The organism is Pseudomonas sp. WPR_5_2 (genome assembly GCF_003634475.1).
GTDB lineage: Bacteria > Pseudomonadota > Gammaproteobacteria > Pseudomonadales > Pseudomonadaceae > Aquipseudomonas > Aquipseudomonas izuensis.
The window spans coordinates 129,730-156,208 of sequence record NZ_RBLA01000010.1 but is presented as its reverse complement, the minus strand read 5'-3'; the positions used below and the strand labels follow the sequence as shown (position 1 = coordinate 156,208).

The following is a 26,479-nucleotide window of genomic DNA, read 5'->3' as shown; positions in this document are numbered from 1 at the left end:
AGCGTGGAACTAACTAATAAAAGCAACTGATCTGTAGCGACTTGGCGCGCCAAAGTTGCCTCAATGAAGGACACAAGCATGACTGTTAACAAGATAGAAGTAGATACGCTTGTCGTCGGGGCCGGCCAGGCTGGCGTCGCCATGAGTGAGCACTTGAGCAAACTGGGTGTTCCCCACCTCGTTCTGGAGCGTAACCGCATCGCTGAAGCGTGGCGCACCGGACGCTGGGATTCGCTGGTTGCCAACGGCCCTGTCTGGCATGACCGCTTCCCCGGACTGGCGTTCGAAGACCTCGAGCCCGATGCCTTTGCCTCGAAAGATCGCGTAGCGGCGTATTTCGAAGCCTATGCCGAGAAATTCGAAGCACCGATTCGTACCGGTGTCGAAGTCAAGAAAGTGGTACGCAACGCCGATCGCCCGGGCTTCACCATCGAAACCTCCGAAGGGGTGATCGAGGCCAATCGCGTGGTGGCGGCCACCGGCCCTTTCCAGCGCCCGGTCATTCCCCCGATTGCCCCGAAAGACGACCGGATCACGCAAATTCATTCGGCTCAATATTTCAACCCGCAGCAACTGCCCGAGGGCGGCGTGCTGGTGGTTGGTGCAGGCTCTTCCGGTGTTCAAATCGCTGATGAACTCCAGCGCGCCGGTAAACAGGTCTATCTCTCTGTCGGCCAGCATGACCGTCCGCCTCGCGCCTATCGCAACCGTGACTTCTGCTGGTGGCTGGGGGTTCTGGGGCTCTGGGATGCTGAAGTCATGCAGCCGGGGCGTGAGCACGTCACCATCGCGGTCAGCGGTGCGCGCGGCGGGCAGACCGTCGATTTCCGGGCACTGGCCCAGCAAGGCGTCACGCTGGTGGGGCTGACCCGATCCTTCGACGACGGCGTGGTGACGTTCCAGCAGGATCTGGCGCAAAACGTCGCTGCCGGTGACGAAAACTATCTGTCGCTGCTGGATGCGGCGGACGCCTACGTAACGCGCAACGGTCTTGACCTTCCCGAAGAGCCCGAAGCCCGGTTCATGCTTCCCGACCCGGACTGCATCACCCATCCAATCCTTGAGCTGGATCTGGTCGAGGCGGGTATCACCTCGATCATTTGGGCCACCGGCTACGCCGTCGATTACAGCTGGCTGCAGGTCGATGCGTTTGACGATAAGGGCAAGCCGCGTCATCAGCGCGGTGTCTCGAGCGAGCCCGGTGTTTATTTCGTGGGCCTGCCGTGGCTGTCACGTCGCGGATCGAGCTTTATCTGGGGCGTCTGGCACGACGCCAAACATGTCGCCGGCCACATTGCCACGCAGCGCCAGTACCTGGAATACCGCGACCCGTCGCAGCGTTAAGAACCGATCATAAATCAAGCTTCAGGGGAGTCCGTTGATGCCTACTCACACTCGAATTCGCATGTTCAATACCAAAGACACGTATCCAAACCAATCTCTGGATAATGATCTTTGCCAAGCCGTACGGGCTGGCAACACCGTTTATGTACGGGGTCAGATCGGCACCGACTTCGAAGGAAACCTGGTGGGTCTTGGCGATCCGGCGGCCCAGGCCGAACAGGCGATGAAAAACGTCAAACAGCTGCTGGATGAGGCGGGCAGCGATCTTTCGCATATCGTCAAAACCACCACCTACATCATCGACCCGCGTTACCGCGAGCCGGTTTACCAGGTGGTGGGCAAGTGGTTGAAGGGCGTTTTCCCGATCTCCACCGGACTGGTGATTTCCGGGCTTGGCCAACCGCAGTGGCTGATGGAAATCGATGTGATTGCGGTTATTCCTGATGACTGGAAATCGACGCAATCCCTGTAGGAGCAAAGCTTGCTCGCGATGACGTCGGCACATCCAACATCAATGCAGGCTGACACACCGCTATCGCGAGCAAGCATTGCTCCCACAGGTCAAATCAGGTCAAGGGGAGGGCGGGAGGAGGAACCGCGCAATCACCGGCAGGTGATCGGAAATACGCAAGGTATCGTCCTGCCTGACCATCGCCTCGACCCGCTTGAGGCGTGGGCTGTAAAACAGGTAGTCGACGGTGCGGTCCGGACCGTTCAGGCCCGGGTCGTTCGGGTAGTGGGTCAGCCAGCGGGCGCGGTCGATGCCGCTGGCTTCGTTGTTGGTGGGGATCATCGGGTACTTGTCCCACAGCACGTGCAGTGCGCTGTCGGCGGAGTAGGGCGTGCGCTGTTCGTTGGGCAGGCGCTGGTATTGCCCCAGCGGCAGCAGATTGAAATCACCGCCGATCAGCCACGGCGTCCCGCGGCTTTCGTATTTGTCCAGGACCTTGGCCACGGCCGAGATTTGCGTTTGCAGTGACTCGTCGGGTTGCGTCACGCGGTCCAGATGGGTGTTGAGCACGGCCAACTGACCGCCATCGCTCAATGGCAGGTAGGCGACCAGCAAGGCGTTTTTCGGTTGGAACTGGCGGCTGATCAGATTGCTCGGGGCGACTGGTAATTGCAGGCGCTGGGCATGCTCGATCTGGTAGCGGCTCAGGGTTGCCAATTGCCGGCCAACGCTGCCGAAGATATGCGGATCCGGGACAAAATCAGCTTTCCAGTCGAAGGCGTGGACGCTGCACGGATACAGATCGGCGACCCGTTCCTGCAGCAGTTTGAGCTGGTTCTGATAGGCGCTGGCCTTGGCACCGTCATCGAGTTCCTGCAACAGCACCACGTCGGGTTGTTCGTCGCGAATCACCCGCGCCACTTCATCGAGGCTGAAGGCCATGTCTTCGGGGGTAGGGGAGTCGTCGGCGCCGGCCGCCAGGTCATTCCAGAACACGTAGCGCTTGCCCGCCAGGTACTGGACGTTCCAGGTCATCACCTTCAGCGCCTGGCCGGGGGCCAGGGACGGCGCCCGGGTACTGCAACTGACCGGCAGCACTTCCCGGGCTTCGGGGCGCCAGGTCAGGCTGTAGATCATCACGCCGGTCAGCCCGGTCACAATCAGCAATCCCAGCACGGTGTAGCGCAGCAGTCGGGTCATGGCTCGGCTTATAGCGTTACGGAAATTGACCCCGAGCATACCCGACGGACGGGCGGTCGCCCAAGGTCAGAGTGGCCCGTCGATTTTTTCCGGCACATCGGTGATCAGCATGAACAGACGGAACAGCACCACGCTGGTGAACAATTGCAGGAAACTGTGAGCACTGTCGATCAATAGCGAGATCACCGGGTTCTGCGGCTCGGGATACGCCGCCAGTGTTGCGCCCTTGAGCAGCCATAACGGCCCCATCACGCACAGAATGCACACCAGGATGCGCAGGAAGTGCCCGCGGGTCAGGCGCAGGCTTTCCTTCATGGCCGCCAGCGGCGCCAGGCCACGCAGCACCAGCAGGTACTCGCCGAAGGCCAGGGTCACCATCAGGTAGATACCCGGCAGGAAATACAGCGACAAGCCAAGCAAAATCAGCAGGGTATTGAGGGCGGTCAACAGCGCGAAGCGCGGCCACAGGTAGGCGGATCGCGACAGCAGCTGGCGGTTGCTTGGCGTTTCGCCACGACTGCGGGCGTCGAGGAACAGAATCAGTGCAGCGGTGTACAGCGGATAAACCAGCAGGCCGACGATCACGCTGACGCCGGGGAAACTGTCCGGTTCGGTGGAGTGGTCGACCACTTGTTGCAACAAGGCCTCGATAATGACCAGCGGCAGGCACAGTTGCACGATCTGGCCCAGATTGCGCTTGAAGAAGTACAGGGAGTCACGCAGTACGTCGAACGGATTCATCAGTCGGTATCGCAGGTTGGAAGCAGTGGCTCACTTTAACCGATGATGTGCAGGGGGGCGCAAACGTAAACGTTCGGTAAAGGTCATTGAAACAACTTGTTTCAGCCTCCATTAAGGTCGGGCACCTTATCCTGAAGTGGAAAAGGACAACGATTTCCCCGGCAATCTACGAGGTCGCCATGAACAGCGAAGAACAAACCCTGATCGATGGACTGTTTTCCCGGCTGCAACAGGCCGAAACGGAATCAGCCCCGCGCGACGCCCAGGCCGAGGCGCGGATCAAGGAACACCTGACCCGCCAGCCCGCGGCAGGTTATTTCATGACCCAGGCGATTCTGGTGCAAGAGGCGGCGATCAAGCGCCTCGACGAACAGAACACACAACTGAACCAGCAGATCCTGCAATTGCAGGCCGATCTGCAACATGCCAGGGCACAGACAGCCGCTCCGGCTCCAGCTGCGCCGAGCAGCGGTGGTTTCCTGTCGAGCATTTTCGGTGGCGGTTCCCGTGATCCGCAGCCGGCGCCCAGCCAGAACGCACCGGTGTCGAGCGGTGGCGGCTGGCGTGAGCCGGGACGGTCTTCGTTCAATTCGCAGGCGCCCCAGCAGAACTTCGGTGCTCCACCGCAGCAAAACGTTCCTCAGCAAAACTACGCCCCGCAACAAGCGGCACCGATGGCGGGCAGCAGCTTCCTCGGCGGCGCGTTGAAAACCGCGGCGGGTGTGGCGGGTGGCGTGATGCTGGCCCAGGGCATCAGCAGCCTGTTCCATCACAATCAGCAGCCGCAGGAAATCGTCGAAGTCATCAAGGAAGAACCGGCCCAGGTCAATGACCAGGGCAACAATGGCTGGGGCGATGACCAACGCATGGCCGGTAACGATTCCTACGCTAATGACCGGGGTGGCTTTACAGACGCCGACTACAGCGATGACAGCTCATCGTTCTTTGGTGGCGACGACGATTCCTTCGTCTGATTGATTTTCACTGATCTGGGCGAGGGAGCAAGCTCCCGTTGGGTCGCGAAGCGACCCCAAGAGAATGGGACTGCTGCGCAGCCCAACGGGAGCAAGCTCCCTCGCCACAGATTGTCACTCGCCACAAGTTGCCATTCGTCCGGGGCACTCAGGTGCCTCGGGTCGATTTTTCGCGGAACACTCCTTCAGGCTGGCATACTGGGCGACTTTTCGGGCCCGGTGCCTGATCCTGCCTGCGCACCAAGGGGATGTTGCGGTGAAGAAAATCGCTGTGTTCGCCGATGTCCAAAACCTCTATTACACCGTGCGTCAGGCTTACGGTTGTCACTTCAACTATGCCGCGCTGTGGGCCGAGATCAGCAAGCAGGGGCAGATCGTCGAGGCCTACGCCTACGCCATCGATCGTGGCGACAGCAAACAGCAGCAGTTCCAGCAGATCCTGCGCAATCTCGGTTTCACCGTGAAGCTCAAGCCGTATATCCAGCGCAGCGACGGCTCGGCCAAGGGTGACTGGGACGTGGGCATCACCCTCGACATCATGGACGCGGCAGACCATGTCGACGAAGTGGTGCTGGCCTCGGGCGACGGTGATTTCGACATGTTGCTGGAGCGCATCATCAGCAAGCACGGCGTGCAGGCGGTGGCCTATGGCGTACCGGGCCTGACGGCCAACTCGCTGATCCGCGCCGCCAGCCGTTACGTACCGATCGAAGGCGCCTTGCTGCTCAAGAATTGATTTTTACGGAGTTGAAACAGGTTTGGAACGCATCGCAGTCATCGACTTTGAAACCACCGGGATCTCCCCGAGCAGCAGCTGTCGGGCCACGGAAATTGCCGTGGTGATTCTTGAACAGGGGCGCATCGTCGAGCGTTACCAGAGCCTGATGAACGCCGGCGTGCGCGTCCCGGCCTTCATCGAACAACTCACCGGCATCAGCAACGCCATGTTGCGCACGGCTCCCTCGGCGGAGCAGGTGATGAACGAAGTCAATGAGTTCGTCGGCACCACGCCGTTGCTGGCGCACAACGCCGCGTTCGACCAGAAGTTCTGGGATTTCGAGCTGGGACGGATCAAGCGCACCCGCCTGCAAAACTTTGCCTGCTCGCTGCTGCTGGCCCGTCGCCTGATGCCCGCGGCGCCGAACCACAAACTCGGCACCCTCACCACCTTCGCCAACCTGCCCCACACCGGCAAGGCCCACCGGGCCATGGCCGATGCGGAAATGGCCGCCAACCTGACGGCGCACCTGGCTGAAGAGTTGCGTCAGAAACACGGGCTGCGCGAGTTGTCCCATGATTTGCTGTGCAAGTTGCAGAAAGTGCCGGCGGCGAAGGTGGGTGAGCACCTCAAGCGCTATCGCGGGGTCTGACCGCGACACGATTCCCCTGTGGGAGCGAGCCTGCTCGCGAAAGCGGAGTGTCAGTCGACCTCAATGTTGAATGATCAATTGCCTTCGCGAGCAGGCTCGCTCGCACAGTGGATCACCTACAGCAATTAAATTGCCTTGCCATTCCCTTCCAACTGCCCCAACGGCACGCGCTTTTCTATCGCGCTCGACAACACGATCGACGTCTTGCTGAACCCGAACGTGGCGATTCGGTTGATCAAATCTTCAAGCTCCGGCATCGAGCCCACCGCCGCCTGCATGATCACGCAAGGATCACCGGTCACCCGATGGCATTCGGTCAGTTGCGGGATTTTGATCAGGTCGTCGTAGGCTTTCTGGTTGCCGTGCTGGTTCAGGCGCAGTTCGATGACGCATTGGATCGGCAGGCCGAGCTTGGCCATGTCGACCTTTGCCTGATAGCCGGTGATCACGCCGCTGGCTTCGAGCTTGGCCACGCGCTCAGCCACCGCAGGGGCGGAAAGATTGACCTTGCGCGCAAGATCCGCGTAGGACGCGCGACCGTTTTCCAGCAGGGCGCCGAGCAGCATGCGGTCGTACTTATCCATCGTGGTGACTCCTGAATATGAGCGACTTTCGAAAGCACGGTATATAGCCCTGAACTCCGTGTTTTGAAAAGTGTACCGGCGCTTTAAACAGGTTTTGTAACTTATTTTCCAGCGCCAGCCTTTCTAGAATAGCCGTTCACTTGTACTGCCTGTGAGCTGCCCATCATGTCCGGCCTACGTCGCTTTCCCTTACCGTTGATCGCTGCCTTTTTCGCCTTGTACGTGATCTGGGGTTCGACTTACCTGGTCATCCGCATCGGCGTGGAGTATTGGCCGCCATTGTTGCTTGCCGGTATCCGCTTCGTAATCGCCGGCACCTTGATGTACGCCTTCCTGCGTTGGAGGGGCGCGCCGGCACCGACCTGGGGGCAATGGAAAGCCGCCGGCATCATTGGCGTATTGCTGCTGGCGTGCGGTAACGGTGCGGTCAGCGTGGCCGAGCACACGGGCGTGGCCTCCGGGGTCGCGGCCCTGGCAGTCGCGACGGTGCCGCTGTTTACCTTGCTCTGTGGCTATTTCTGGGGGGCGCGTAATACCCGTCTTGAATGGGCCGGGATTGTGCTGGGGATGGTTGGCATTGCCATGCTCAACCTCGGTTCCAACCTGCAATCAAGCCCCTTGGGCGCTGCCTTGCTGATTTTTGCCGCGGCCACCTGGGCGTTCGGTTCGGTCTGGAGCAAACACTTGCCGTTGCCTCAGGGCGCCATGGCCAGTGCCGTGGAAATGCTGGTGGGGGGCGTGGTGTTGCTGATCGGCAGCGCGATCAGCGGCGAACACCTGGACAAGGTTCCGCCGATCGAAGGCTGGGCCGCGTTGGCGTACCTGACCGTGTTCGGTTCGATCATCGCCTTCAACGCCTACATGTACCTGTTGAAACACGTGCGTCCGGCGGCGGCCACCAGTTATGCCTACGTCAACCCGGCGGTGGCGGTGTTGCTGGGGATCGTGTTTGTCGGCGAGACCATTGGTATCGAAGAAGCACTGGCGATGCTGGTGATCATCAGCGCCGTGGTATTGATCGGCCTGCCACAGTGGCGCCGTACGCCCGAGCAACCGGTGGCGAAGGTCGTGCCGAAGGTGGTGCCGACTGAATCCCGTGTGAATTAGGGTAAACTGCGCGCCATTGCATCTTGTCCGCGCTGAATTTTCCTACGGTATTCCCATGACTTTCGCCACCCTTGGCCTGATCGAACCCTTGCTGCGCTCTCTCGAGAAGCTCGGCTACCAGACGCCGACGCCGGTTCAGGCGCAAGCCATTCCAGCGGTGCTGGCCGGTCGCGACCTGATGGCCGCCGCCCAGACCGGTACTGGCAAGACCGCCGGTTTCGCCTTGCCGCTCCTGCAACTGCTGGCCATGGAAGGGCCGAAAGTCACCGCCAACTCGGTGCGTGCACTGATCCTGGTGCCGACCCGCGAATTGGCCGAGCAGGTTCATGAAGCCGTGCGTCAGTACGCCGAGAACCTGCCGTTGCGCACCTATGCGGTGTACGGCGGTGTCAGCATCAACCCGCAAATGATGAAGCTGCGCAGCGGCGTAGACCTGCTGGTCGCGACCCCGGGCCGTTTGCTCGACCTGTTTCGCCAGAACGCGCTGAAGTTCAACCAGTTGCAAACCCTGGTACTGGACGAAGCCGACCGCATGCTGGATCTGGGCTTCTCTGAAGAGCTGGCGAACATCTACAAGGCGTTGCCGAAAAAGCGTCAGACCCTGCTGTTCTCCGCGACGTTCTCCGATGACATCCGCCTGCTGGCCGGGCAGATGCTCAACGATCCGTTGAGCATCGAAGTCAGCCCGCGCAACGTGGCGGCCAACACCGTCAAGCAGTGGGTGGTGACGGTGGACAAGAAGCGCAAGCCGGAACTGTTCGTGCATTTGATGCGCAAGGGCAAGTGGAAGCAGGTACTGGTGTTCGCCAAGACCCGCAACGGCGTGGACGCGCTGGTGGAAAAACTCCAGGGCCTGGGCATCAACGCCGACGGCATCCACGGCGACAAACCCCAGGCGACCCGTCAGCGTGCACTGGACCGTTTCAAGGCCAGCGACGTGCAGATTCTGGTGGCCACCGATGTCGCGGCCCGTGGCCTGGATATCGAAGACCTGCCGCTGGTGGTCAATTTCGACTTGCCGATCGTGGCTGAGGACTACATCCACCGGATCGGTCGTACCGGCCGTGCGGGATCGACCGGTGAGGCGATTTCCCTGGTATGCGCCGATGAAGTGAATCTTCTGTCGGCCATCGAGATGTTGACCCGCCAGACCTTGAAGCGTCAGAACGAACCGGACTTCGAACCCGAGCACCGGGTGCCGGATACGGATGCGAGTGGTCAGGTCGTGAAAAAGCCGAAGAAACCGAAGAAGCCGAAGGCTTCCGGTGGTGGCGGCAAGCGTAATCTTGGGAAGTGGGTCGATAGCGGCGAGGTTTCGGCGCCAGAGCCTTCGGTCAAGCCTGTGCGTAAAGTGCCGGTGTTCAATACCGGACCGCGCAAGCGTAAACCTTGATTAGCTGCGGCGTCCGTTAGGCCGCTTTCGCGAGCAGGCTCGCTCCCACAGTGGATCTTCGTATGGCGCAGATCAATGTGGGAGCGAGCCTGCTCGCGAAGGGTGCGCCGCGGTCTCAGACCTTGCGCTGCAACCACTCAATCATCCCCAACCCCGCTGCCCGCCCGCTGGCGAAACATGCAGTCAGCAGATAACCCCCCGTCGGCGCTTCCCAGTCGAGCATTTCCCCCGCGCAGAACACGCCAGGCAGTTGCTTGAGCATCAAGCGTTCGTCCATCGATTCGAATTTCACGCCGCCTGCGCTGCTGATGGCCTCGTCCAATGGCCGGGTTTTTACCAATGTCAGTGGAAGGGCTTTGATGGCCTTGGCCAGCAGCGCCATGTCGGCGAAACAGTTGGCGGTTGTCAGCTCTCTCAATAGCGCAGCTTTCACCCCGTCGATTCCCAACTGACTGTGCAGATGCTTGGCCATCGAGCGCGAGCCGCGCGGTTTGCTCAGCGCGGCCTGGACTTTATCCACAGGCCGGCCCGGTAACAGATCAAGATGGATGGTCGCCGAGCCGTGCAGGTTGATCGCCTCGCGGATCGGTGCCGACAGGGCGTAGATCAGGCTGCCTTCAATACCCGTCGCGGTGATCACACATTCGCCCAATCGTGGAATGTCGTCGTTCAAACCGATGGCAATGTTTTTCAGTGGGGCGCCGGCGAATTTGCTGACCATCAATTCGCTCCAGGCCTGCACCTCGAAGCCGCAATTGCTCGGTTGCAATGGCGCCAGTCCGACACCGTGCTGCTCCAGTGGCAGCCTCCACGCACCGTCCGAGCCCAGGCGCGCCCAGCTTGCGCCACCGAGGGCGAGCAGGGTGGCGTCTGCCTGGACGGTTTTTTCGCCGTCGGGGCTGTCGATGCGCAAACCACCGGACTCATCCCAACCGAGCCAACGATGGCGGGTGTGGATGACGACGCCAGCTTCTCGCAGGCGCTTGAGCCAGGCACGCAGCAAAGGCGCGGCTTTCATGTCAGTCGGGAAGACCCTGCCGGAGCTGCCGATAAAGGTTTCGATACCCAGGTCATGAATCCACTGGCACAACGCATCAGCACCGAAGCCTCGTAGCAACGGTGCAATCTGCGGCGCACGTTCGGCGTAGCGCGAGAGGAAGGCGGGGTAGGCTTCGGAGTGGGTGATGTTCATGCCGCCGACGCCGGCCAGGAGGAATTTTCGCCCCACCGAAGGCATGCCATCGTACAGGTCGACCTTGATCCCGGCTCCGCTCAACACTTCAGCGGCCATCAGGCCGGCGGGGCCGCCGCCGATGATGGCGACGTGAGGGGAGGAGGTGGTCGAGGATTGGGTCATGGAGTGCGCTGCGGTTTTGGCGAATGAAGCCGGGCATTCTACCAGCCCGGCCCCTTGTGGGAGCGAGCCTGCTCGCGAAAGCGGTGTGTCAGATACATCTTCGTTGGATGTGCTGCCGTCTTCGCGAGCAGGCTCGCTCCCACAGGGTACTTCGTTGGTTTGGGAGCTGGTTAAAAAACAACCGCAGCTCTGTAGCCCATGATCTGCAGGGGCTGTAGTCCCTTTCACTCAGGTTATCCACAGGCAGCTCCACAGGCATTGTGGGTAAAGCATCCACAACTCAATGACAACCTGATGATTGCCAGACCCGCTGTGCGCTGTGATGGAGGATGCCGTGCCGTCGCGCAAGGGCCTGGCGGTCCTTGCTGTAGCCGCCACCGATCACCCCGACCACCGGAATATCGCGGCCCAGGCAATGGCGCATCACGCTTTCATCGCGGGCGGCCAGACCCTGATCGGTCAGTTTCAGGTAACCCAGCGCGTCATCTTTATGCACATCGACCCCCGCGTCGTACAGCACCAGATCCGGTTGGTAGAGCGGCAGCAGGTAGTTGAGCGCATCGTCGACGACCTTCAGGTAATCGGCATCGCCCATGCCGTTGGGCAACGGGATGTCCCAGTCACTTTCGGCCTTGCGTGCAGGAAAATTCTGCTCGCAATGCAGGGAGACGGTCACCGCTTGCGGGGTGTTGTGCAGGATTCGTGCAGTGCCATCGCCCTGATGCACATCGCAATCGAAGATCAACACCCGATTCACCCGGCCACTTTCCAGCAGGAAATGGCTGATCACGGCCAGGTCATTGAAGATGCAGAACCCGGCAGGATGATCGTAATGCGCGTGGTGGGTGCCGCCCGCCAAGTGGCAGGCCAGGCCATGTTCCAGCGCCTGCTCGGCCGCCAGCAACGAACCGCCCACCGCCCGCACCGTGCGTCGGGCCAGCGCTTCGCTCCAGGGCAGGCCAAGGCGTCGTTGATCCTCACGTGACAATTCACCCCCCATATAGCGTTCGATATACGAAGGGTCATGGGCGAGGGCCAGAATCTCCGGCGGGCACAGTTCCGGACGCAGAAGGTCGGCGTCACGGGTCAGGCCGCTTTCCACCAGGTGATCGCGCAGCAGGCGAAACTTGTCCATGGGGAAGCGGTGATCCGCCGGAAACTCGGGACTGTAGTCTTCGTGATAGATCAGCGGCAGGGGCATGACTGATTTGTCTATAAGGTGTACTGGAGTGAGTGAAGGATCCTACCAGCGTTGTAGACTTGCGACATCCATGCGGAGGGGGGCGGGGGACGATGGAGCCGATACTGAAACTCGAGAGCGCGCGACTGTTGATGCGCCAATGGCGCGACGAGGATTTGCCGGATTTCGCGGCGATGTGTGCCGACCCGCAGGTCATGCGCTATTTTCCGGCGCCCTTGAGTCGACTGGAAAGTGCTTCATTGATCGGGCGAATCAGAGGCCATTTTGCCGAGCACGGGTTTGGTCTGTGGGCACTGGAGCGCAAGGACACCGGGCAATTCATCGGCTTTACAGGCCTCGGTGTGGTCGGTTTCGACACGCCGTTCACCCCGGCCATCGAGATCGGCTGGCGTCTTGCGCGCGAGCACTGGGGGCTTGGCTACGCCAGCGAAGCCGCCTGGACCGCTCTGCGCTGCGCCTTTGACCGCCTGCCGGTGAACGAGGTCGTCTCGTTCACCGCTGACAGCAACCTGCCATCGCAAAAAGTCATGCAGGCCATCGGTATGCACCATGACCCTGCCGATGACTTCGAACACCCGAAACTCGCCGTCGATCATCCCCTGCGTCATCACGTGCTGTATCGAATCAGCCGTGAACAATGGCTGCAAACCTTGCATGGATAACCTGGCCCGGACGTTTACAATGGCCCTCATGTTGGCCCGGGCCAGAAACTGAATTGACCGACGCAGCCAGAACTGCGCGGCATTGCGTTGTGTGAGGAGAGTCTGAATGAGCCAAGTGTTGGATGATCTGGTGGACCTGCTGACCCTGGAGCCGATCGAAGAAAACCTGTTCCGCGGTCGCAGCCAGGACCTGGGCTTTCGTCAGTTGTTCGGCGGTCAGGTGCTCGGCCAGTCGCTGTCGGCGGCCAGTCAGACCGTCGAAGAGACGCGCCACGTGCATTCGATGCACGGTTATTTCCTGCGCCCGGGCGATGCCGGGTTGCCGGTGGTGTATCAGGTGGACCGGGTTCGCGATGGCGGCAGTTTCAGCACGCGCCGGGTGACGGCGATCCAGAAGGGACACCCGATCTTTACCTGCAGCGCCTCGTTCCAGTACGACGAAGAGGGCTTCCAGCACCAGAGCCAAATGCCGCAAGTGGTCGGTCCGGAAAACCTGCCATCGGAACTGGAGCTCACCCAGCAGCGCGCGCACTTGATCCCGGAGAAAATGCGCGAAAAGCTGCTGTGCCCGAAACCGATCGAGTTTCGGCCAATCACCGAGAAAGACCCCTACAATCCGCAACCCTCCGATCCGATCAAGCACGTCTGGTTTCGTGCCGACGGTGCCTTGGCCGACTCCCCGGCGCTGCACAAATACTTGCTGGCCTACGCTTCGGACTTCGGCCTGCTGACCACCTCGATGCAACCCCATGGCAAATCCGTCTGGCACAAGGACATGCAGGTCGCCAGCCTCGACCATGCGCTGTGGTTCCACGCCGACCTGCGTGCCGATGACTGGTTGCTGTACGTCATGGACAGTCCGTGGGCCGGCAACTCCCGCGGGTTCTGCCGTGGCAGCGTGTTCAACCGTGCCGGGCAACTTGTGGCCTCGGTCACTCAGGAAGGCCTGATTCGCCATCGCAAGGATTGGGCATGAGTCTGGCCGAGGTGCGCCATTGGGTGTTCGACATGGACGGCACCCTGACGGTGGCTGTGCATGACTTCGCGGCGATTCGCGTGGCCTTGGCGATCCCGGCCGAACACGACATCCTGACTCACCTCGCCGCGTTACCGGCCGATGAAGCCGCGGCCAAACACGCGTGGTTGCTGGAACACGAGCGGGACCTGGCGCTGGGCTCGAAGCCGGCACCGGGTGCCGTGGAACTGGTGCGTGAGCTGGCCGGGCGCGGGTATCGCCTGGGCATTCTCACGCGCAATGCCCGTGAGCTGGCGCACGTCACGCTAGAGGCCATCGGCCTGTCCGACTGCTTCGCGGTGGGGGATGTGCTCGGTCGCGATGAAGCGCCGCCAAAACCGCATCCCGGTGGTTTGCTGAAACTGGCGCAGGCCTGGGGCGTGCCGACGAGCGAGATGGTGATGGTCGGCGATTACCGCTTCGATCTGGATTGTGGTCGAGCGGCGGGCGCGCGGACGGTGTTGGTGAATTTGCCGGATAATCCGTGGCCGGATCTGGCGGATTGGCATGCGGCGGATTGTGTTGAGTTGAGGAAGATGATTTCGGCTTGAGGGCAGTGTTGTCCAATCCGACGCCATCGCGAGCAGGCTCGCTCCCACAGTTGATCGCATTCCATTGTGGGAGCGAGCCTGCTCGCGAGGCGATCTACTTGATTCACCGCGTTGACTGAATCGCTGGCAAGCCAGCTCCTACGGGAACAGTGCTTTTTGCCCCTCGGGCGACGTAAACATCCCATCCCCGTCATGCCCTACCCCGGGTACTTCAATCAGCTGCTGATGCAACCCTTGCGGTTTCAGCCGTTTCAGATAATTGAAGTAGAAGCGCCCGCGAGCCAATCGATACGGGCCTTGAGCCTTGGCCTCGCAGCTTTTATCCAGTGCCGGATGATTCGGGTCGATGTCTTGCTGGCCCAGCAGGTAAACGGTGTCGCGCTTGAGGTATTTTTCCTGCAATTGCGCGGCAGTTTGTCCTTCGGCATAGGCGGGTAAATCCGTCAGTCCGTATTTCCAGCGATTGAAGCCCGGGCAACCGGCGTGGTTGAAGGCCACTGGCCGGCGCTCATCGAGATACGCGTAGGAAGACGGATTGGCGATCACGTAGCGCACCCGTACACCGGCGGCCTCCAGAGCGGGCTGGTCGTGGCCCAGCAAGGCGTAGCGCTGGACCACCTGAGCGCCACCGGAGTGACCGGCGACGACGATTTGCTTCACGTCCGGAAACTGCTGGCGATTACCCAGGCGGGCAATGATTTCGTCCAGTGCCTCGTACGAACTCAAGCGAAACGGCGCGGTGGACTCGCCGCCGGCCATCCATTCGTTGCCTTGCCAGCGCAAGACCGTGTCGGCCACCGGGTGCAGTGCGACGTCGGTTTCATTGAGAAATTGCGGGGCGATCACCAGCGTCGTTGCGTTTTGGCCGGCCAGTTCGACCGCGTGCTCGCCGCTCTGCAGGTAGGTTTGCGCATTGCGCAGGCGACCGTGGACGATGATCAATACCCGTTCGATTTTTGCCGGGGCGGGGCCGAGACCTACCGCCATCTCGCCTGATTTCAACAACAGTCGGCCGGGACTGAGCTCCTTGACGCCATGCTCGGCAGCCCAGGTATTTGTGCAAGGGTTTGCGCAAGTGAACAACAACACCAACAACCATTTTTTCATTTACAGATTTTTCGCCGCGAAGGTATCGCACTGGCCGACCTGGCCCTGGGCGAATCCGGTTTTGAACCAGCGCACCCGTTGCGCCGACGTACCATGGGTAAACGAGTCCGGCACCACTCGGCCCTGACCCTGTTGCTGCAGTCGATCGTCGCCGATGGCGTTGGCGGCGTTCAGTGCTTCTTCGATGTCGCCCGGCTCCAGCCAGTTCAGACGCTTTTGCGCATTGTTGGCCCAGACTCCGGCCAGGCAATCGGCCTGCAATTCCTGACGGACCAGCAAGCCGCCGTCACCTTCCATCTGCCGGCCTTGCTGGCGGGCTGCCTGAATCTTCGCGGACACGCCGAGCAAGGTCTGAACATGGTGTCCGACTTCATGAGCGATCACGTAGGCCTGGGCGAAGTCGCCAGCGGCGGAAAAGCGCTGTGACATCTCCTGGAAGAACGCCGTGTCCAGGTACACTTTCTGGTCTGCCGGGCAGTAAAACGGACCGGTCGCCGAGGTGGCCAGGCCACAGGCGGAATTGACCCGATTGCTGAACAGCACCAGGGTCGGGTCCTTATATTGACGGCCGGCCTGCTGGAAAATCTGCCGCCAGGTATCTTCGGTATCGCCCAGGATCGAGCGAACGAACTCCGCCCCTTCGTCAGTGGCCGGTGGCGCCTTGCGGGTCTGATGGGTGGCCGGTGCCGATTGCTCGCCCATTTGCCCGGTCAGTTGCCCAAGAATCTGCATCGGGTCCTGGCCGGTGATCCAGCCGATCCCGACAATCAGAAGAATGGCCGTCAGGCTCAGGCCCTTGCCGCCACCGAAGCGCATCCCGCCGCCACCGCCGCCGACATCATCGCCACGGGCATCGACCACGTTGTCGCTGCGTCGGCCTTTTTTCCATAGCATGTGGGAATCCTCTTCTGTTCTGGGTAAAGCTCCGTGCGATGAGTGTTGCTGCTCAGTGGGAGCGGCGCCAGTCCGGTCGTCAGACAGCCTTGTGCGGCGGCGGTTCTGTGCATGGCGTGACATTAGAGGTTTCGTTGACGAGCGGGTCCTACAGATCTACTGCGGTGAAGGTATCGCAAGCGTCCGTGCGGCCGGTTTCAAAACCGGTTTTGAACCAGTTCACGCGCTGCTGTGAGGTACCGTGGCTGAACGTCTCTGGCTTGACGACGGCATTTTTGGAGCGCTGCAGGTTGTCGTCACCAAACACTGTTGCCGCATGCAATGCCGCTTCGATATCGCCAGCTTCCAGCCAGTCCAGGCGCTGTTGCGCATGGTGTGCCCAGACGCCGGCCAGGCAATCGGCCTGCAACTCCCCGCGCACCTCCAGGCCTCCATCACCGGTGACGGTTTGCTGGTCCAGCAAGGCCTCTTCAAGCGGCCCCGACATTCCCAGTACCAATTGGACGTGATGCCCGACTTCGTGAGCGATGATATAGGCCCGTGCGAAGTCTCCGACCACTGAAAACTGCTGCTCGAGCCTCGTGAAGTAGTCGAGATCGAGATACACCTGTAGGTTGCTTGGGCAATAAAAGGGACCACTGACTGAGCTGGCGAACCCACACCCGGTGTCCACGTATTTTTCAAACAACGTCAGCGAGGACTTCGGGTAGCGCCTTCCCGATTGCTCAAAAAGTTGTTTCCAGGTGTCTTCGGTTTCGCCCAGTACCGATTGGACAAACTTCATTTGCAGGTCTTCGGCGGTCTCGATCGCGAGGGGAGCGGCGGATGGGGTCGCTATGTTCGAGGGTGCAAGGGGAATGTCGCCGGATGGGGTGTCGAGTGTGGAGTAAAGCCCTGCGGCTGCCAGAGCAGTCGCGGCCAGCCCGACACTCAGTGTTTTCCCTGTGAGCGTGCGGGCATCCTTGCCCTTGCGAGTGTCGTTTACGTTGTCGCTGCGTCTTGCCTTGTTCCATAACATGTTTGCGGTCTCTCATGGATTGATGGGGCGGGTATCGCCGTCTCCATGAATAACCGCACAGGCAAAAGGGTGTGGGAGAAATGTGTAAGAGTTAGTGAGGTCGTGGCCATTTCCCGGTTACTGGTCGAACGCATCCCCCGCCGGCGCGAAGTCCGGGCTGATTCCTGCGATGTGGCGTGCGGCGATGTAGCCGAAGGTCAGTGCCGGGCCGATGTTGATGCCGCCGGCGGGGTAGTGCCCGCCCATGATGCTGGCCATGTCGCCGCCCGCCGCGTACAACCCTGCGATGGCCCGGCCCGAGTCATCCAGGACCTGGGCATGTTCGTTGACCTTTAGTCCGGCGAAGGTGCCAAAGCAGCCTGGCTCGACCTTCACGGCATAGAACGGTCCCTGTTCGATCGGCGCGACGCACGGGTTCGGTTGCTGTAATGCGTCACCCTGTTTGCGGTTGTAGGGTGTCGAGCCACGGCCGAATTGCGGGTCTTCGCCGTTACGTGCATGCCGGTTGTAGTCCGACACGGTATTACCCAAGCCGCTTGGGTCGATGCCGCAGGCTGTCGCCAGTTCCTCGAGTGTGTTGCCGGTTTTCAGATAGCCACTGCGGATGAAGGATGACAGCGGCACGGGAAACGGCCGAGAGATGCCCAAGCCGTAGCGCCGTTGAAAAGCATGGCTGCAGATCAGCCAGGAGGCGACCTCTTCACCCTCTGGCGCGGCAGCGACCATGGCCGTCACGTAGTCGTAGTAGCCGTTGGCTTCGTTGACGAAACGTTGGCCGTTGCTCAGTACGCCGATGATTCCCGGTTTGCCGCGTTCGATGATATGGGGGAAGTGGCCTGTGCTGCCGTCGCTGTGTGGCACCCGGGAAACTGGCGCCCAGGCAACGGGGGACTGCATGTTGCTGTCCACGTGGGCGCCGACGCTTTCACCCAGTCGCAGGCCGTCGCCGGACACACCGAGTGGCGGCAGGGCCAGGTGTTCATGACCGGTGGGTGTGCGCGGGAACAGCGCCTTGCGCCGCTCGATGTCATTGGCGAAACCACCGGCCGCCAGCACCACGGCCTTGCGTGCCTTGATCCGTATCGGTCCCTTGGCGGTGCTGACCACCGCGCCGCGCACCTGATTGCTTTCGCGCAGCAGGTCGGTGACCGGCGCCGATTCCCAGAGCAACACACCAAGGTCCTCGGCGGATTTTGCCAGGCGCGCCACCAGTGCCACGCCGTTGACCAGTTGCATCGCCCGACCCTGCAGGACGAGGTCGAGCAGGTGACGGGTAAATCGCCGGGTAACATGCCAGGCTGCCGACAGCGAACGGGTCAGATTGAGAAACGCCGTGAGGTCTGCACCGGCCATGATCGGCATGCCCATGAAGGACGTTTCCCGCATGGTCGTACGCAGGCGCTTGAGCAACTTGCCGATTTTTCGTGCGTCGTACGGCGCGGCGATCACTGAGCGTCCACCGGTACCGGCACCCGGCGTCTCGCCATGAATGTCGGCAATCGCATTGCCGTCGGCGAATTGCAACGAAGTGTGTTGTTCGAAGAACGCGACCATCCGAGGGCCGGCCTCCAGGAATGCGTCGATCATCGCTGGCTGGAAATGCTCGCCCAACTCGTGTTTCAGGTAGGTGCGCGGCAACTCCACGTCTTCGACGATCCCGGCGCGACGGGCCAGGGGATTGCACGGCACCCAGGCCCAGCCACCTGACCAGGCCGTAGCGCCACCGAACACCGGGTCTTTTTCGACCACGATGACTTTCAGGCCATGCCATGCCGCGGTCACAGCCGCCGATAAACCGGCCGCACCAGAACCGACAACGAGTACATCGCAGTCAACTTCAGGAAGAAATTGCGGCTCGGCAGGCATTTTTCGGGCTCCAGCGATTTATTATTTTGGAATTTGATTCCGAAAAATATAAGAGGTTGATTGAATCGGGCAAGGACGATGTCCATAAAATGGGCGGTTATCGGACAGTCAGTTCCAGATTTCGTAATCCACCGGATGTCTTCTAGAATCGGCAAAATTTGCGTGGAGACGCCCATGGCCGGCAGTCAGATCGAACGTGTTTTCAGTGTGCTTGAAAGCCTTACCAGCGACCCTCGCGGCCTGCCGATGCAGACGCTGGCTGAGCAACTGGACATCCCCAAAAGCGCCACTCACCGGCTGCTCGCCGAGCTGATTCGCCTCGGCTATGTGCGCCAGAATCCGGAAAACCTGCGTTACCACTTGTCGACCAAACTGGTGGCGATGGGGTTCCGTTACCTGTCGAGCAGCGGCGCCGATATCGTGCAGCCGGTGCTCGATCGCCTGGCCCAGGAAACCGGTGAACTGGTGCGTCTGGGGGTGATCGAGGGCGAGCGGCAGACCTGGATCGCCAAGTCCCAGGGCGCTCGTTCCGGTTTGCGTTACGACCCGGACATGGGCCGTGACGCACCGTTGTTCTACACCGCATCCGGGCATGCCTGGCTGGCGTGCATGAGCGATGCCGAAGCCTTGTCACGGGTGGAGCGCCAGGCGGCGGATCGGCCGCTGGAGTTGGGGCCGAATGCACCGCGTTCCAACATCGAACTGCTCGAACGCCTGCGTCTGGCACGCGAGCAAGGCTATGCGTGCGTCGAGGAAAGTTCGGCGGTGGGTACGTCGGCGATTGCCGCGGTGGTGCGTCATCCCGGTGATGGACGGGTGATCGGAGTGCTCAGCATTGCCGGGCCGAGTGCGCGGATGCCGGGGGCGCGGTTGCATGAACTGGCGCCGTTGTTGTTGGCGTTTACCGAGGAGTTATCGGCGGCGAGCGTGGCGTCGGAGTTGTTCACTTAGCTGGTGGACATATACGGCTCTTGTGGGAGCGGGCTTGCCCGCGATAAGGGGCCCACATTCAACATCTATGTCGGCAGACATTCCGCTATCGCGGGCAAGCCCGCTCCCACAGGGTATGGGTTTGCCCTAAAAATGTGCGTTGATCGAACACTATCGGTGTCTACTTGTATAAGAATGTGGAACCTGGTTCTAAATTGTTGGAATTCAGTCGTCCAACAAGAGGCCGCCCATGAGTGAACGCATCTTTTCCCTCGCCAGCCTGACCGTGCTGGAGTTGTCACCGCCCGACATGGTCGAGGTGGCCGCGCGAGCCGGTTACAGCCATGTCGGTTTGCGCCTGGTGCCGGCGACGCCGCAGGAACATCATTTTCCGTTGGTGGCCGATGCTGAATTACGACGCCAGACCCTGGCGCGTCTGCGTGACACCGGCATTCGTGTGCTGGATGTAGAAATCCTGCGGCTGAAGCCGGAAACCGTCGTAGCCGAGTTCGAGAACATTCTGGCGGTCGGTGCCGAATTCGGTGCCAGCGAATTGCTGGTGGCCGGTAATGATTCTGACGAGCAACGGATGACGGAAAACTTTGCCGAACTGTGCGATCTGGCAGTGTCCTATGGCTTGCATCCGCATCTGGAGTTCATGCCCTGGACCGACGCGCGCAATCTTGAACAAGCCGTGCGCATCGTCGAGCGCGCCGGGCGCGAAAACGGTGCAGTGCTGGTGGACGCGTTCCACTTCGACCGTTCGGGTTCACGGTTGGAAGATCTGGCCAGGGTTGCGCCTTCACGTTTGCGGTATGCGCAGTTGTGTGATGTTGCCGGACAGCGACCGGCCGACATGGCCGAGATATTGCGTCAGGCGCGCAACGAGCGACGCTTTCCCGGCGATGGTGATTGTGATTTGTCGGGATTGTTGGGTTGTTTGCCGGCTAACATTCCATTGAGCCTGGAGATTCCCACGGTACAACTGCTGGAGCAGGGTGTGAGTGGGTTGGAGCGGGCGCGGATGGCTTTGGACAGAACCCGGGAATTGTTGGCGCGGCTGTAAGCGGTGCTGCGCACCTGATCGCGGGCAAGCCATGCTCCCACAAGGATCACCTCAATTCTGTGGGAGCAAGGCTTGCCCGCGATGCTTTTGATTTTTAATGCAAAGGAAACCCAATGACCGTCAGCACCCCGCTTTCCGGCGTCAATCAGCCCTTCAAAGGGATTCTGCTGATCGTTGTCGCCACCTTCCTGTTTTCCAGCCACGACGCCATTTCGAAATACCTGTCCGGGTTCTATCCGATTGTCATGGTGGTGTGGGCCCGTTATGTGGTCCATACCCTGTTGATGGCCGGGATCTTTCTGCCGCAATCCGGGCTGCGGGTCCTGCGCACGAAGCGACCGCTGCTTCAACTGACCCGGGCATTGTGCCTGCTGGGCACCAGCCTGTTTTTCACCACCGGGTTGATGTACATCCCGTTGGCCGAGGCCACTTCGGTCAACTTCCTGGCACCGGTGCTGGTCACCGCGCTGTCGGTGCCGCTGTTGAAGGAGCGGGTGACGCGCGGGCAATGGCTGGCGGTGATTTTCGGGTTCGGCGGGGTGCTGATCATCGTTCACCCCGGTGGTGAGTTGTTCACGCCAGCGGTGTTGCTGCCGTTCTGCTCGGCGCTGTTTTTCTGCTTCTATCAGTTGCTGACACGCAAGCTCAGCGAGATCGACAGTCCGACCACCAGCAACTTTTTCGCAGGCTTGTGCAACACCCTGGTGATGAGTGCGCTGGTGCCGTTCTTCTGGCAGTTGCCGAGCCTGATGCATGGCGCAATGATGCTGGCGCTGGGGGCCTGCGGGATGACGGCGCATCTGTTCCTGACCCAGGCTTTCCGCCATGCCGCGCCAGCCTTGCTGGCGCCGTTCAGCTATTGCCAGATCGTGTTTGCCGGCCTGTTGGGCTGGTGGCTGTTTTCCCACACGCCGACCCTGACCACCGTGATCGGTATTGCTGTGATTTGCTGCAGCGGGCTGGCGGCGGCGTGGCAGCAAAGCCGCAAATAGACGCCTATGAAAAACACTGTGGGAGCGGGCTTGCCCGCGATGAGGTCGGCACATCCTACATAAATGTTGGCTGAACCACCGCTATCGCGGGCAAGCCCGCTCCCACAGGGAATGATGACTTCTTTAGTCGGTAACGCTCGGAATCTTGCGCGGTGCCATGAAGTACAGCCAGGTCAGCGCGATGAAGTACATCGCCGGAATCAGGGTGAACAGCACGGTGTAGTTGTTGTTGGTGACGGTCAGGATGTGGCCGACCAACTGGGTCATGAACATCCCGCCAATCGCGGCGCACATGCCGCCGAAGCCGAACACCGTGCTCATCATGTGCTTGGGCGTGTAGTCCATCACCAGGCTCCAGATGTTCGCGGTCCAGGCCTGGTGCGCGCCGATGGCCAGGGAAATCGCGAATACCGCCACCCACAGGTTGCTGGAGCCGGCCGCCATGATCACGCCGATGATGCAGCAGGCGAACAGGAACATGGACATCAGTCGCGCCTTGATCGGGTTGACCCCGCGGCCGATCAGGAACGAAGACAGAATCCCGCCGCCCACACTGCCGAAGTCGGCGGTGAGGTAGATGATGATCAGCGGGATGCCCATCTGGGTCACGTTGATGCCCAGGTTGTATTGCTGATTGAGGAACGGTGGCAGCCAGTACAGGTAGAACCAGAACACCGGTGCGGTCATCGAATAGGCGAGGGCGAAGGCCCAAGTGCCGCGCATGCGCAGGATTCGCGAGAAGGGTACGCGGGTTTGTTCCGGTTCGACTTCGTTCTGGATGTACTCGAGTTCCGACTGTTTGACGCTCGGGTGATCTTCCGGATTGAAGTACTTCAAGGCCCAGAACAACACCCAGATGCCACCCAGTGCCGACATGCACAGGAACGCAGCCTGCCAGCCCCAGGTGTGCAGGATCAGCGGCAGTAGCATCGGTGTGAACATCGCACCGACGTTGGTCCCGGCGTTGAAAATTCCGGTGGCCACGGCGCGTTCGCCGGCCGGGAACCACAGGCGCGTGGTTTTCACGCAGGCCGGGTAGTTGGCGGCTTCGGTCAAGCCGAGAATGAAGCGACAGACCATGAAACCGACCGCCGAAGTGGCCAGGCCGTGGGCGCCTGTCGCCAGGCTCCAGAGCAGCACGGCGCAGAAGAACACGCGCTTGACGCCGACCCGGTCGATCAGGCGGCCTTGCAGCACGAAACCGATGGCATAACCCACCTGGAACCAGAAGTTGATGTTGGCGTAGTCCATCGCCGTCCAGCTCATTTCCTTGGCGAGGATCGGCTGCATGACGCCGAGCGCGGCGCGGTCGATGTAGTTCAGGGTGGTGGCGAAGAACACCAGCGCCAGCATGCCCCAGCGGGTTTTGCCGACCGCCATGGCACCGCGGATTTTGTCGCCGATGCCGCCAGTGGCGGCGCTCATGGCCGGGGCCATGCGAGAGCTTTGAGTAGGATTCATCTGGGCCATCCGTTCAATGACTGACAAGCGAAGCTCGTCGAATCTTCAAGGGCACGTGATCAATCGATGCGGTGGGCGCGGGACTGATCGGCTGGTTTCGTCGACTGACGGGTTATTCAGCTAGCGGCACGGTGATGCCGGCGGTGTGCAGGGTTCGGATGGACGCCAGGCAGGGCGTAATGACGGTGGTTCGAGCGAGCAAGGCGTTGAATGAGCGCATGAGCGTATACCCGTTTTTTGAAATTTTTATGTGGTGTTCTGGGTCTTGGTTAACTGAAGCCGGCATTTGAAGACCGGACTCAATGTGGTGTTGATGTTGCGCAGCGAACAAAAAATCGTCAATTCACCAAAGTCCATTGTGTTCGATAATCGCACGCAAAACTAACCGGATAGTACACTTTGAATTGCTGTGTTGAATCGCGCAGCCAATAATTCAAACCAAGATAAACGCAATCCCCTACATAAAAGCGCGCAATGCCCTTAACAAGATTGCCTCCACCCCGGGAGTCGAAATATGCAGCGTTCCATTGCCACCGTGTCCTTGAGCGGTACCCTGCCGGAAAAACTCGAAGCCATTGCCGCCGCCGGCTTTGACGGTGTCGAGATATTCGAGAACGATCTTCTCTACTACGACGGCAGCCCGCGGGAAATCAGGCAGATGTGCGCCGATCTCGGGATCGCCATCACCCTGTTTCAACCCTTCCGGGATTTCGAAGGTTGCCGCCGTGACCGCCTGTCGCGCAATCTGGAGCGGGCGGAGCGCAAGTTCGACCTGATGCAGGAACTGGGGACTGACCTGGTGCTGGTGTGCAGCAACGCCTCGGCCGACGCCATCGGTGATGAACAGATTCTGGTCGATGACCTGCGCCTGCTCGCCGAACACGCCGGCGCGCGTGGCCTTCGTATTGGTTATGAAGCACTGGCCTGGGGGCGGCATGTGAACACCTGGCAACAGGTGTGGAACATCGTCCGGCAGGCTGATCACCCGAACCTCGGCGTGTTGCTCGACAGCTTCCATACGCTGTCGCTCAAGGGCGATCCGAGTGCCATCGCCGAGATTCCCGGCGACAAGATCTTTTTCGTGCAAATGGCCGATGCACCGATCCTGGCCATGGACGTGCTGGAGTGGAGTCGGCACTTCCGCTGTTTCCCGGGCCAGGGCGAATTCGATTTGCCGGGCTTCCTCGCTCCGATCATCAAGAGTGGCTATACCGGACCGCTGTCGCTGGAGATCTTCAATGACGGTTTCCGCGCCGCACCGCCACGGGCCAACGCCGCCGACGGCCTGCGCTCATTGTTGTACCTGGAGGAGAAAACCCGGCAGCGTCTGGCGCAGCAAACCCAGCCATCGAACAACCTCGACATTTTGTTCGAGACACCGAAGGCCAGCGAGTACAACGGCATCGAGTTTCTCGAATTCGCCGTGGACGAAAGCCTCGGCGCCAAACTCTCCCACTGGCTGGAACGGCTGGGTTTCGTCAAGGCCGGCCAGCATCGCTCCAAGAACGTCAGCCTGCTGCGCCAGGGTGATATCAACCTGATCCTCAACGCCGAACCTTACTCGTTCGGCCACAGTTTCTTCGAGGCACACGGTCCGTCGCTGTGCGCCACCGCCGTGCGGGTCAAGGACAGTGCCAGCGCTCTGGCGCGGGCCGTGGCCTACAAAGGCCAGCCCTATCGCGGACTGGTCGGCCCCAATGAACTGGAGCTCGCCGCGGTGCGCGCGCCGGACGGCAGCCTGATTTACCTGGTGGATCAGGAGGCCGACGTCTATGGCACCGACTTCAATCTATTGCCTGGTGCCGTGGCCCGAGGCGGCCTCAAGCGGATCGACCATATGGCCATGGCGCTGCCCGCCGACAGCCTCGACAGTTGGGTACTGTTCTACAAGAGCCTGCTGGATTTCGAGGCCGATGACGAGGTGGTTCTGCCCGATCCTTATGGTCTGGTGAAAAGTCGCGCGCTGCGCAGTCGGGACAGTTCGATTCGCTTGCCGCTGAACATTTCAGAGAACCGCAACACCGCGATCTCACACGCGTTGTCGAGTTATCGCGGCTCCGGGGTGCATCACATCGCTTTCGATTGCGACGACATCTTTGCCGAAGTCAGCCGCGCGAAAGAGGCGGGTGTGCCGCTCCTGGATATTCCGCTGAACTACTATGACGACCTGGCGGCCCGGTTCGATTTCGATGACGAATTCCTGAGTGAGCTCGCTTACTACAACGTGCTTTATGACCGCGATGCCCAAGGTGGCGAACTGTTTCATGTCTACACCGAGCCATTCGAGGGGCGGTTCTTCTTCGAGATCATCCAGCGCAGGAACGGCTATGCCGGTTACGGTGCGGCCAACGTCGCGGTGCGCCTGGCGGCCATGGCGAAATCACGAAGTGGTGCCGTACGTCAGACAAAGTTGTAGGAAAATCGTAATCACGTCGACAAACCGTTGCCGCACGGCTTCCTTCACTGTGCGGCGCGGCTCATAATCGCCCACCTGTGCAGTGATGGCCGTGAGCCCGCAATGACAATGACTTCAGAACTCCCCGCAGCGCCAGTGCAACCTGTCGAACCGCGCAAGAGTCGCAAGAACAACCCGGAAAAAACCCGCGAGAATATCCTTCAAGAGGCGATTGTCGAGTTCGTTCAACAAGGTCTTTCCGGGGCGCGCGTCGATGCCATCGCCGAACGCATTCACACCTCCAAGCGCATGATCTATTACTACTTCGGCAGTAAGGAACAGCTCTACGTCGAGGTTCTGGAAAAGCTCTACGGCGATATCCGCAGCACCGAAAACCGATTGCACCTGGCCGAACTGGCCCCGGTGGAGGCGATTCGGCGGCTGGTGGAGTTCACCTTCGATCACCATGACCGCAACGTCGATTTCGTGCGCATCGTGAGCATCGAGAACATTCACAACGCCGAGTATGTGAAACGCTCCGATGCGATCAAGGCGATGAACAACACCATTCTTGATTCATTGGGCGAGATTCTGCGTCGCGGCGCCGAGCAGGGGCTGTTCCGCGCCGGTCTTGATCCATTGGATGTGCATCTGCTGATCAGTTCGTTCTGCTTCTATCGCGTGTCGAACCGCCACACCTTTGGCGAGATTTTCCAGATCGATCTGCCGGACGAAAGCATCAAGCAGCGTCATCGCGAGATGATCTGCGAGTCGGTGTTGCGCTACCTGCAGGCCTGACC

At 60.6% G+C, this 26,479-nt stretch carries 25 protein-coding genes; 15 read left to right on the top strand and 10 right to left on the bottom strand.

The genetic code is table 11. From position 1 onward, the window contains the following. Positions 1-63 precede the first annotated feature (63 nt). Together BJ917_RS28995 and BJ917_RS28990 are read left to right on the top strand one after the other, a co-directional pair. Positions 64-1,344, top strand: a complete 1,281-nt coding sequence (locus BJ917_RS28995; protein WP_256658582.1) for an NAD(P)/FAD-dependent oxidoreductase — start codon at positions 64-66, stop codon at positions 1,342-1,344. 37 nt (positions 1,345-1,381) lie between these two features. After that, a complete protein-coding gene (locus tag BJ917_RS28990) occupies positions 1,382-1,816 on the top strand; it encodes a RidA family protein (RefSeq protein WP_121105757.1) in 435 nt (144 codons plus the stop codon). Between the two features lie 99 nt (positions 1,817-1,915). Here the strand turns inward: BJ917_RS28990 and BJ917_RS28985 are convergent, their stop codons facing one another. After that, positions 1,916-2,995, bottom strand: a complete 1,080-nt coding sequence (locus tag BJ917_RS28985; protein WP_096514956.1) for an endonuclease/exonuclease/phosphatase family protein — start codon at positions 2,993-2,995, stop codon at positions 1,916-1,918. Positions 2,996-3,061: 66 nt separating this feature from the next. Continuing rightward, the gene (locus BJ917_RS28980) at positions 3,062-3,736 is read right to left on the bottom strand and encodes a YciC family protein (RefSeq protein ID WP_096514958.1); all 675 of its coding nucleotides are present in this window, start codon (positions 3,734-3,736) and stop codon (positions 3,062-3,064) included. Between the two features lie 179 nt (positions 3,737-3,915). Between BJ917_RS28980 and BJ917_RS28975 the strand changes: the two genes are divergently transcribed. The 3 genes from BJ917_RS28975 (at position 3,916) to BJ917_RS28965 (ending at position 6,080) form a co-directional block, all read left to right on the top strand. Beyond that, positions 3,916-4,710, top strand: coding sequence for a DUF2076 domain-containing protein (locus BJ917_RS28975; RefSeq protein ID WP_096514960.1), 795 nt, complete (start codon positions 3,916-3,918; stop codon positions 4,708-4,710). A gap of 256 nt (positions 4,711-4,966) precedes the next feature. Next, positions 4,967-5,446, top strand: coding sequence for an NYN domain-containing protein (locus tag BJ917_RS28970; RefSeq protein WP_096514962.1), 480 nt, complete (start codon positions 4,967-4,969; stop codon positions 5,444-5,446). A 22-nt stretch (positions 5,447-5,468) separates the two neighbouring features. Continuing rightward, on the top strand, positions 5,469-6,080 hold the full coding sequence (locus tag BJ917_RS28965) for a PolC-type DNA polymerase III (protein WP_096514964.1): 612 nt from the start codon (positions 5,469-5,471) through the stop codon (positions 6,078-6,080). Positions 6,081-6,205: 125 nt separating this feature from the next. Here the strand turns inward: BJ917_RS28965 and BJ917_RS28960 are convergent, their stop codons facing one another. Next, complete coding sequence (locus BJ917_RS28960; protein WP_096514966.1) at positions 6,206-6,664, bottom strand: Lrp/AsnC family transcriptional regulator; 459 nt, start codon at positions 6,662-6,664, stop codon at positions 6,206-6,208. A 165-nt stretch (positions 6,665-6,829) separates the two neighbouring features. On the opposite strand from BJ917_RS28960, the gene yedA reads away from it, so the two are divergent. Together yedA and BJ917_RS28950 are read left to right on the top strand one after the other, a co-directional pair. Beyond that, on the top strand, positions 6,830-7,771 hold the full coding sequence (gene yedA / locus BJ917_RS28955; RefSeq protein ID WP_096514967.1) for a drug/metabolite exporter YedA: 942 nt from the start codon (positions 6,830-6,832) through the stop codon (positions 7,769-7,771). 55 nt (positions 7,772-7,826) lie between these two features. Beyond that, complete coding sequence (locus BJ917_RS28950; protein ID WP_096514969.1) at positions 7,827-9,164, top strand: DEAD/DEAH box helicase; 1,338 nt, start codon at positions 7,827-7,829, stop codon at positions 9,162-9,164. A 115-nt stretch (positions 9,165-9,279) separates the two neighbouring features. On the opposite strand, the gene BJ917_RS28945 is transcribed toward BJ917_RS28950, so the two are convergent. Then, entirely contained in the window at positions 9,280-10,521 is a 1,242-nt protein-coding gene (locus BJ917_RS28945; RefSeq protein ID WP_121105755.1) for a TIGR03862 family flavoprotein, read from the bottom strand. 280 nt (positions 10,522-10,801) lie between these two features. Beyond that, positions 10,802-11,722 carry a histone deacetylase gene (locus BJ917_RS28940; RefSeq protein ID WP_121105753.1) on the bottom strand — a complete coding sequence of 307 codons (921 nt, stop codon included), beginning with the start codon at positions 11,720-11,722 and terminating at the stop codon, positions 10,802-10,804. 92 nt (positions 11,723-11,814) lie between these two features. Between BJ917_RS28940 and BJ917_RS28935 the strand changes: the two genes are divergently transcribed. From BJ917_RS28935 to BJ917_RS28925, 3 genes are all read left to right on the top strand, one after another. Then, positions 11,815-12,384: a GNAT family N-acetyltransferase gene (locus BJ917_RS28935; protein WP_096514975.1), complete on the top strand. Its 570-nt coding sequence runs from the start codon at positions 11,815-11,817 to the stop codon at positions 12,382-12,384. Positions 12,385-12,490: 106 nt separating this feature from the next. Beyond that, positions 12,491-13,360, top strand: coding sequence for an acyl-CoA thioesterase II (gene tesB / locus BJ917_RS28930; protein WP_096514977.1), 870 nt, complete (start codon positions 12,491-12,493; stop codon positions 13,358-13,360). After that, complete coding sequence (locus BJ917_RS28925; RefSeq protein ID WP_096514979.1) at positions 13,357-13,950, top strand: HAD family hydrolase; 594 nt, start codon at positions 13,357-13,359, stop codon at positions 13,948-13,950. Before tesB ends, BJ917_RS28925 begins: the two co-directional genes overlap by 4 nt. A 138-nt stretch (positions 13,951-14,088) precedes the next feature. On the opposite strand, the gene BJ917_RS28920 is transcribed toward BJ917_RS28925, so the two are convergent. From BJ917_RS28920 to BJ917_RS28905, 4 genes are all read right to left on the bottom strand, one after another. Then, positions 14,089-15,057: an alpha/beta fold hydrolase gene (locus tag BJ917_RS28920; RefSeq protein WP_121105751.1), complete on the bottom strand. Its 969-nt coding sequence runs from the start codon at positions 15,055-15,057 to the stop codon at positions 14,089-14,091. Then, positions 15,058-15,951 carry a neutral zinc metallopeptidase gene (locus tag BJ917_RS28915; protein WP_121105749.1) on the bottom strand — a complete coding sequence of 298 codons (894 nt, stop codon included), beginning with the start codon at positions 15,949-15,951 and terminating at the stop codon, positions 15,058-15,060. A gap of 148 nt (positions 15,952-16,099) precedes the next feature. Next, complete coding sequence (locus BJ917_RS28910) at positions 16,100-16,969, bottom strand: neutral zinc metallopeptidase (RefSeq protein ID WP_121105747.1); 870 nt, start codon at positions 16,967-16,969, stop codon at positions 16,100-16,102. Between the two features lie 117 nt (positions 16,970-17,086). Continuing rightward, positions 17,087-18,835, bottom strand: a complete 1,749-nt coding sequence (locus BJ917_RS28905) for an FAD-dependent oxidoreductase (RefSeq protein ID WP_121105745.1) — start codon at positions 18,833-18,835, stop codon at positions 17,087-17,089. 174 nt (positions 18,836-19,009) lie between these two features. On the opposite strand from BJ917_RS28905, the gene BJ917_RS28900 reads away from it, so the two are divergent. The 3 genes from BJ917_RS28900 (at position 19,010) to BJ917_RS28885 (ending at position 21,823) form a co-directional block, all read left to right on the top strand. Beyond that, on the top strand, positions 19,010-19,786 hold the full coding sequence (locus tag BJ917_RS28900) for an IclR family transcriptional regulator (RefSeq protein WP_096514989.1): 777 nt from the start codon (positions 19,010-19,012) through the stop codon (positions 19,784-19,786). A gap of 229 nt (positions 19,787-20,015) precedes the next feature. Further along, entirely contained in the window at positions 20,016-20,831 is an 816-nt protein-coding gene (locus BJ917_RS28890; protein WP_096514991.1) for a sugar phosphate isomerase/epimerase, read from the top strand. A gap of 113 nt (positions 20,832-20,944) precedes the next feature. Further along, the gene (locus BJ917_RS28885) at positions 20,945-21,823 is read left to right on the top strand and encodes a DMT family transporter (RefSeq protein WP_096514993.1); all 879 of its coding nucleotides are present in this window, start codon (positions 20,945-20,947) and stop codon (positions 21,821-21,823) included. Positions 21,824-21,946: 123 nt separating this feature from the next. Here the strand turns inward: BJ917_RS28885 and BJ917_RS28880 are convergent, their stop codons facing one another. Next, entirely contained in the window at positions 21,947-23,284 is a 1,338-nt protein-coding gene (locus BJ917_RS28880) for an MFS transporter (RefSeq protein WP_096514994.1), read from the bottom strand. A 514-nt stretch (positions 23,285-23,798) separates the two neighbouring features. Between BJ917_RS28880 and quiC the strand changes: the two genes are divergently transcribed. Both quiC and BJ917_RS28870 read left to right on the top strand, forming a co-directional pair. Further along, complete coding sequence (gene quiC, locus BJ917_RS28875) at positions 23,799-25,700, top strand: 3-dehydroshikimate dehydratase QuiC (protein ID WP_096514996.1); 1,902 nt, start codon at positions 23,799-23,801, stop codon at positions 25,698-25,700. A gap of 102 nt (positions 25,701-25,802) precedes the next feature. Next, complete coding sequence (locus BJ917_RS28870) at positions 25,803-26,477, top strand: TetR family transcriptional regulator (RefSeq protein ID WP_096514998.1); 675 nt, start codon at positions 25,803-25,805, stop codon at positions 26,475-26,477. The last annotated feature ends 2 nt before the right edge of the window (positions 26,478-26,479 follow it).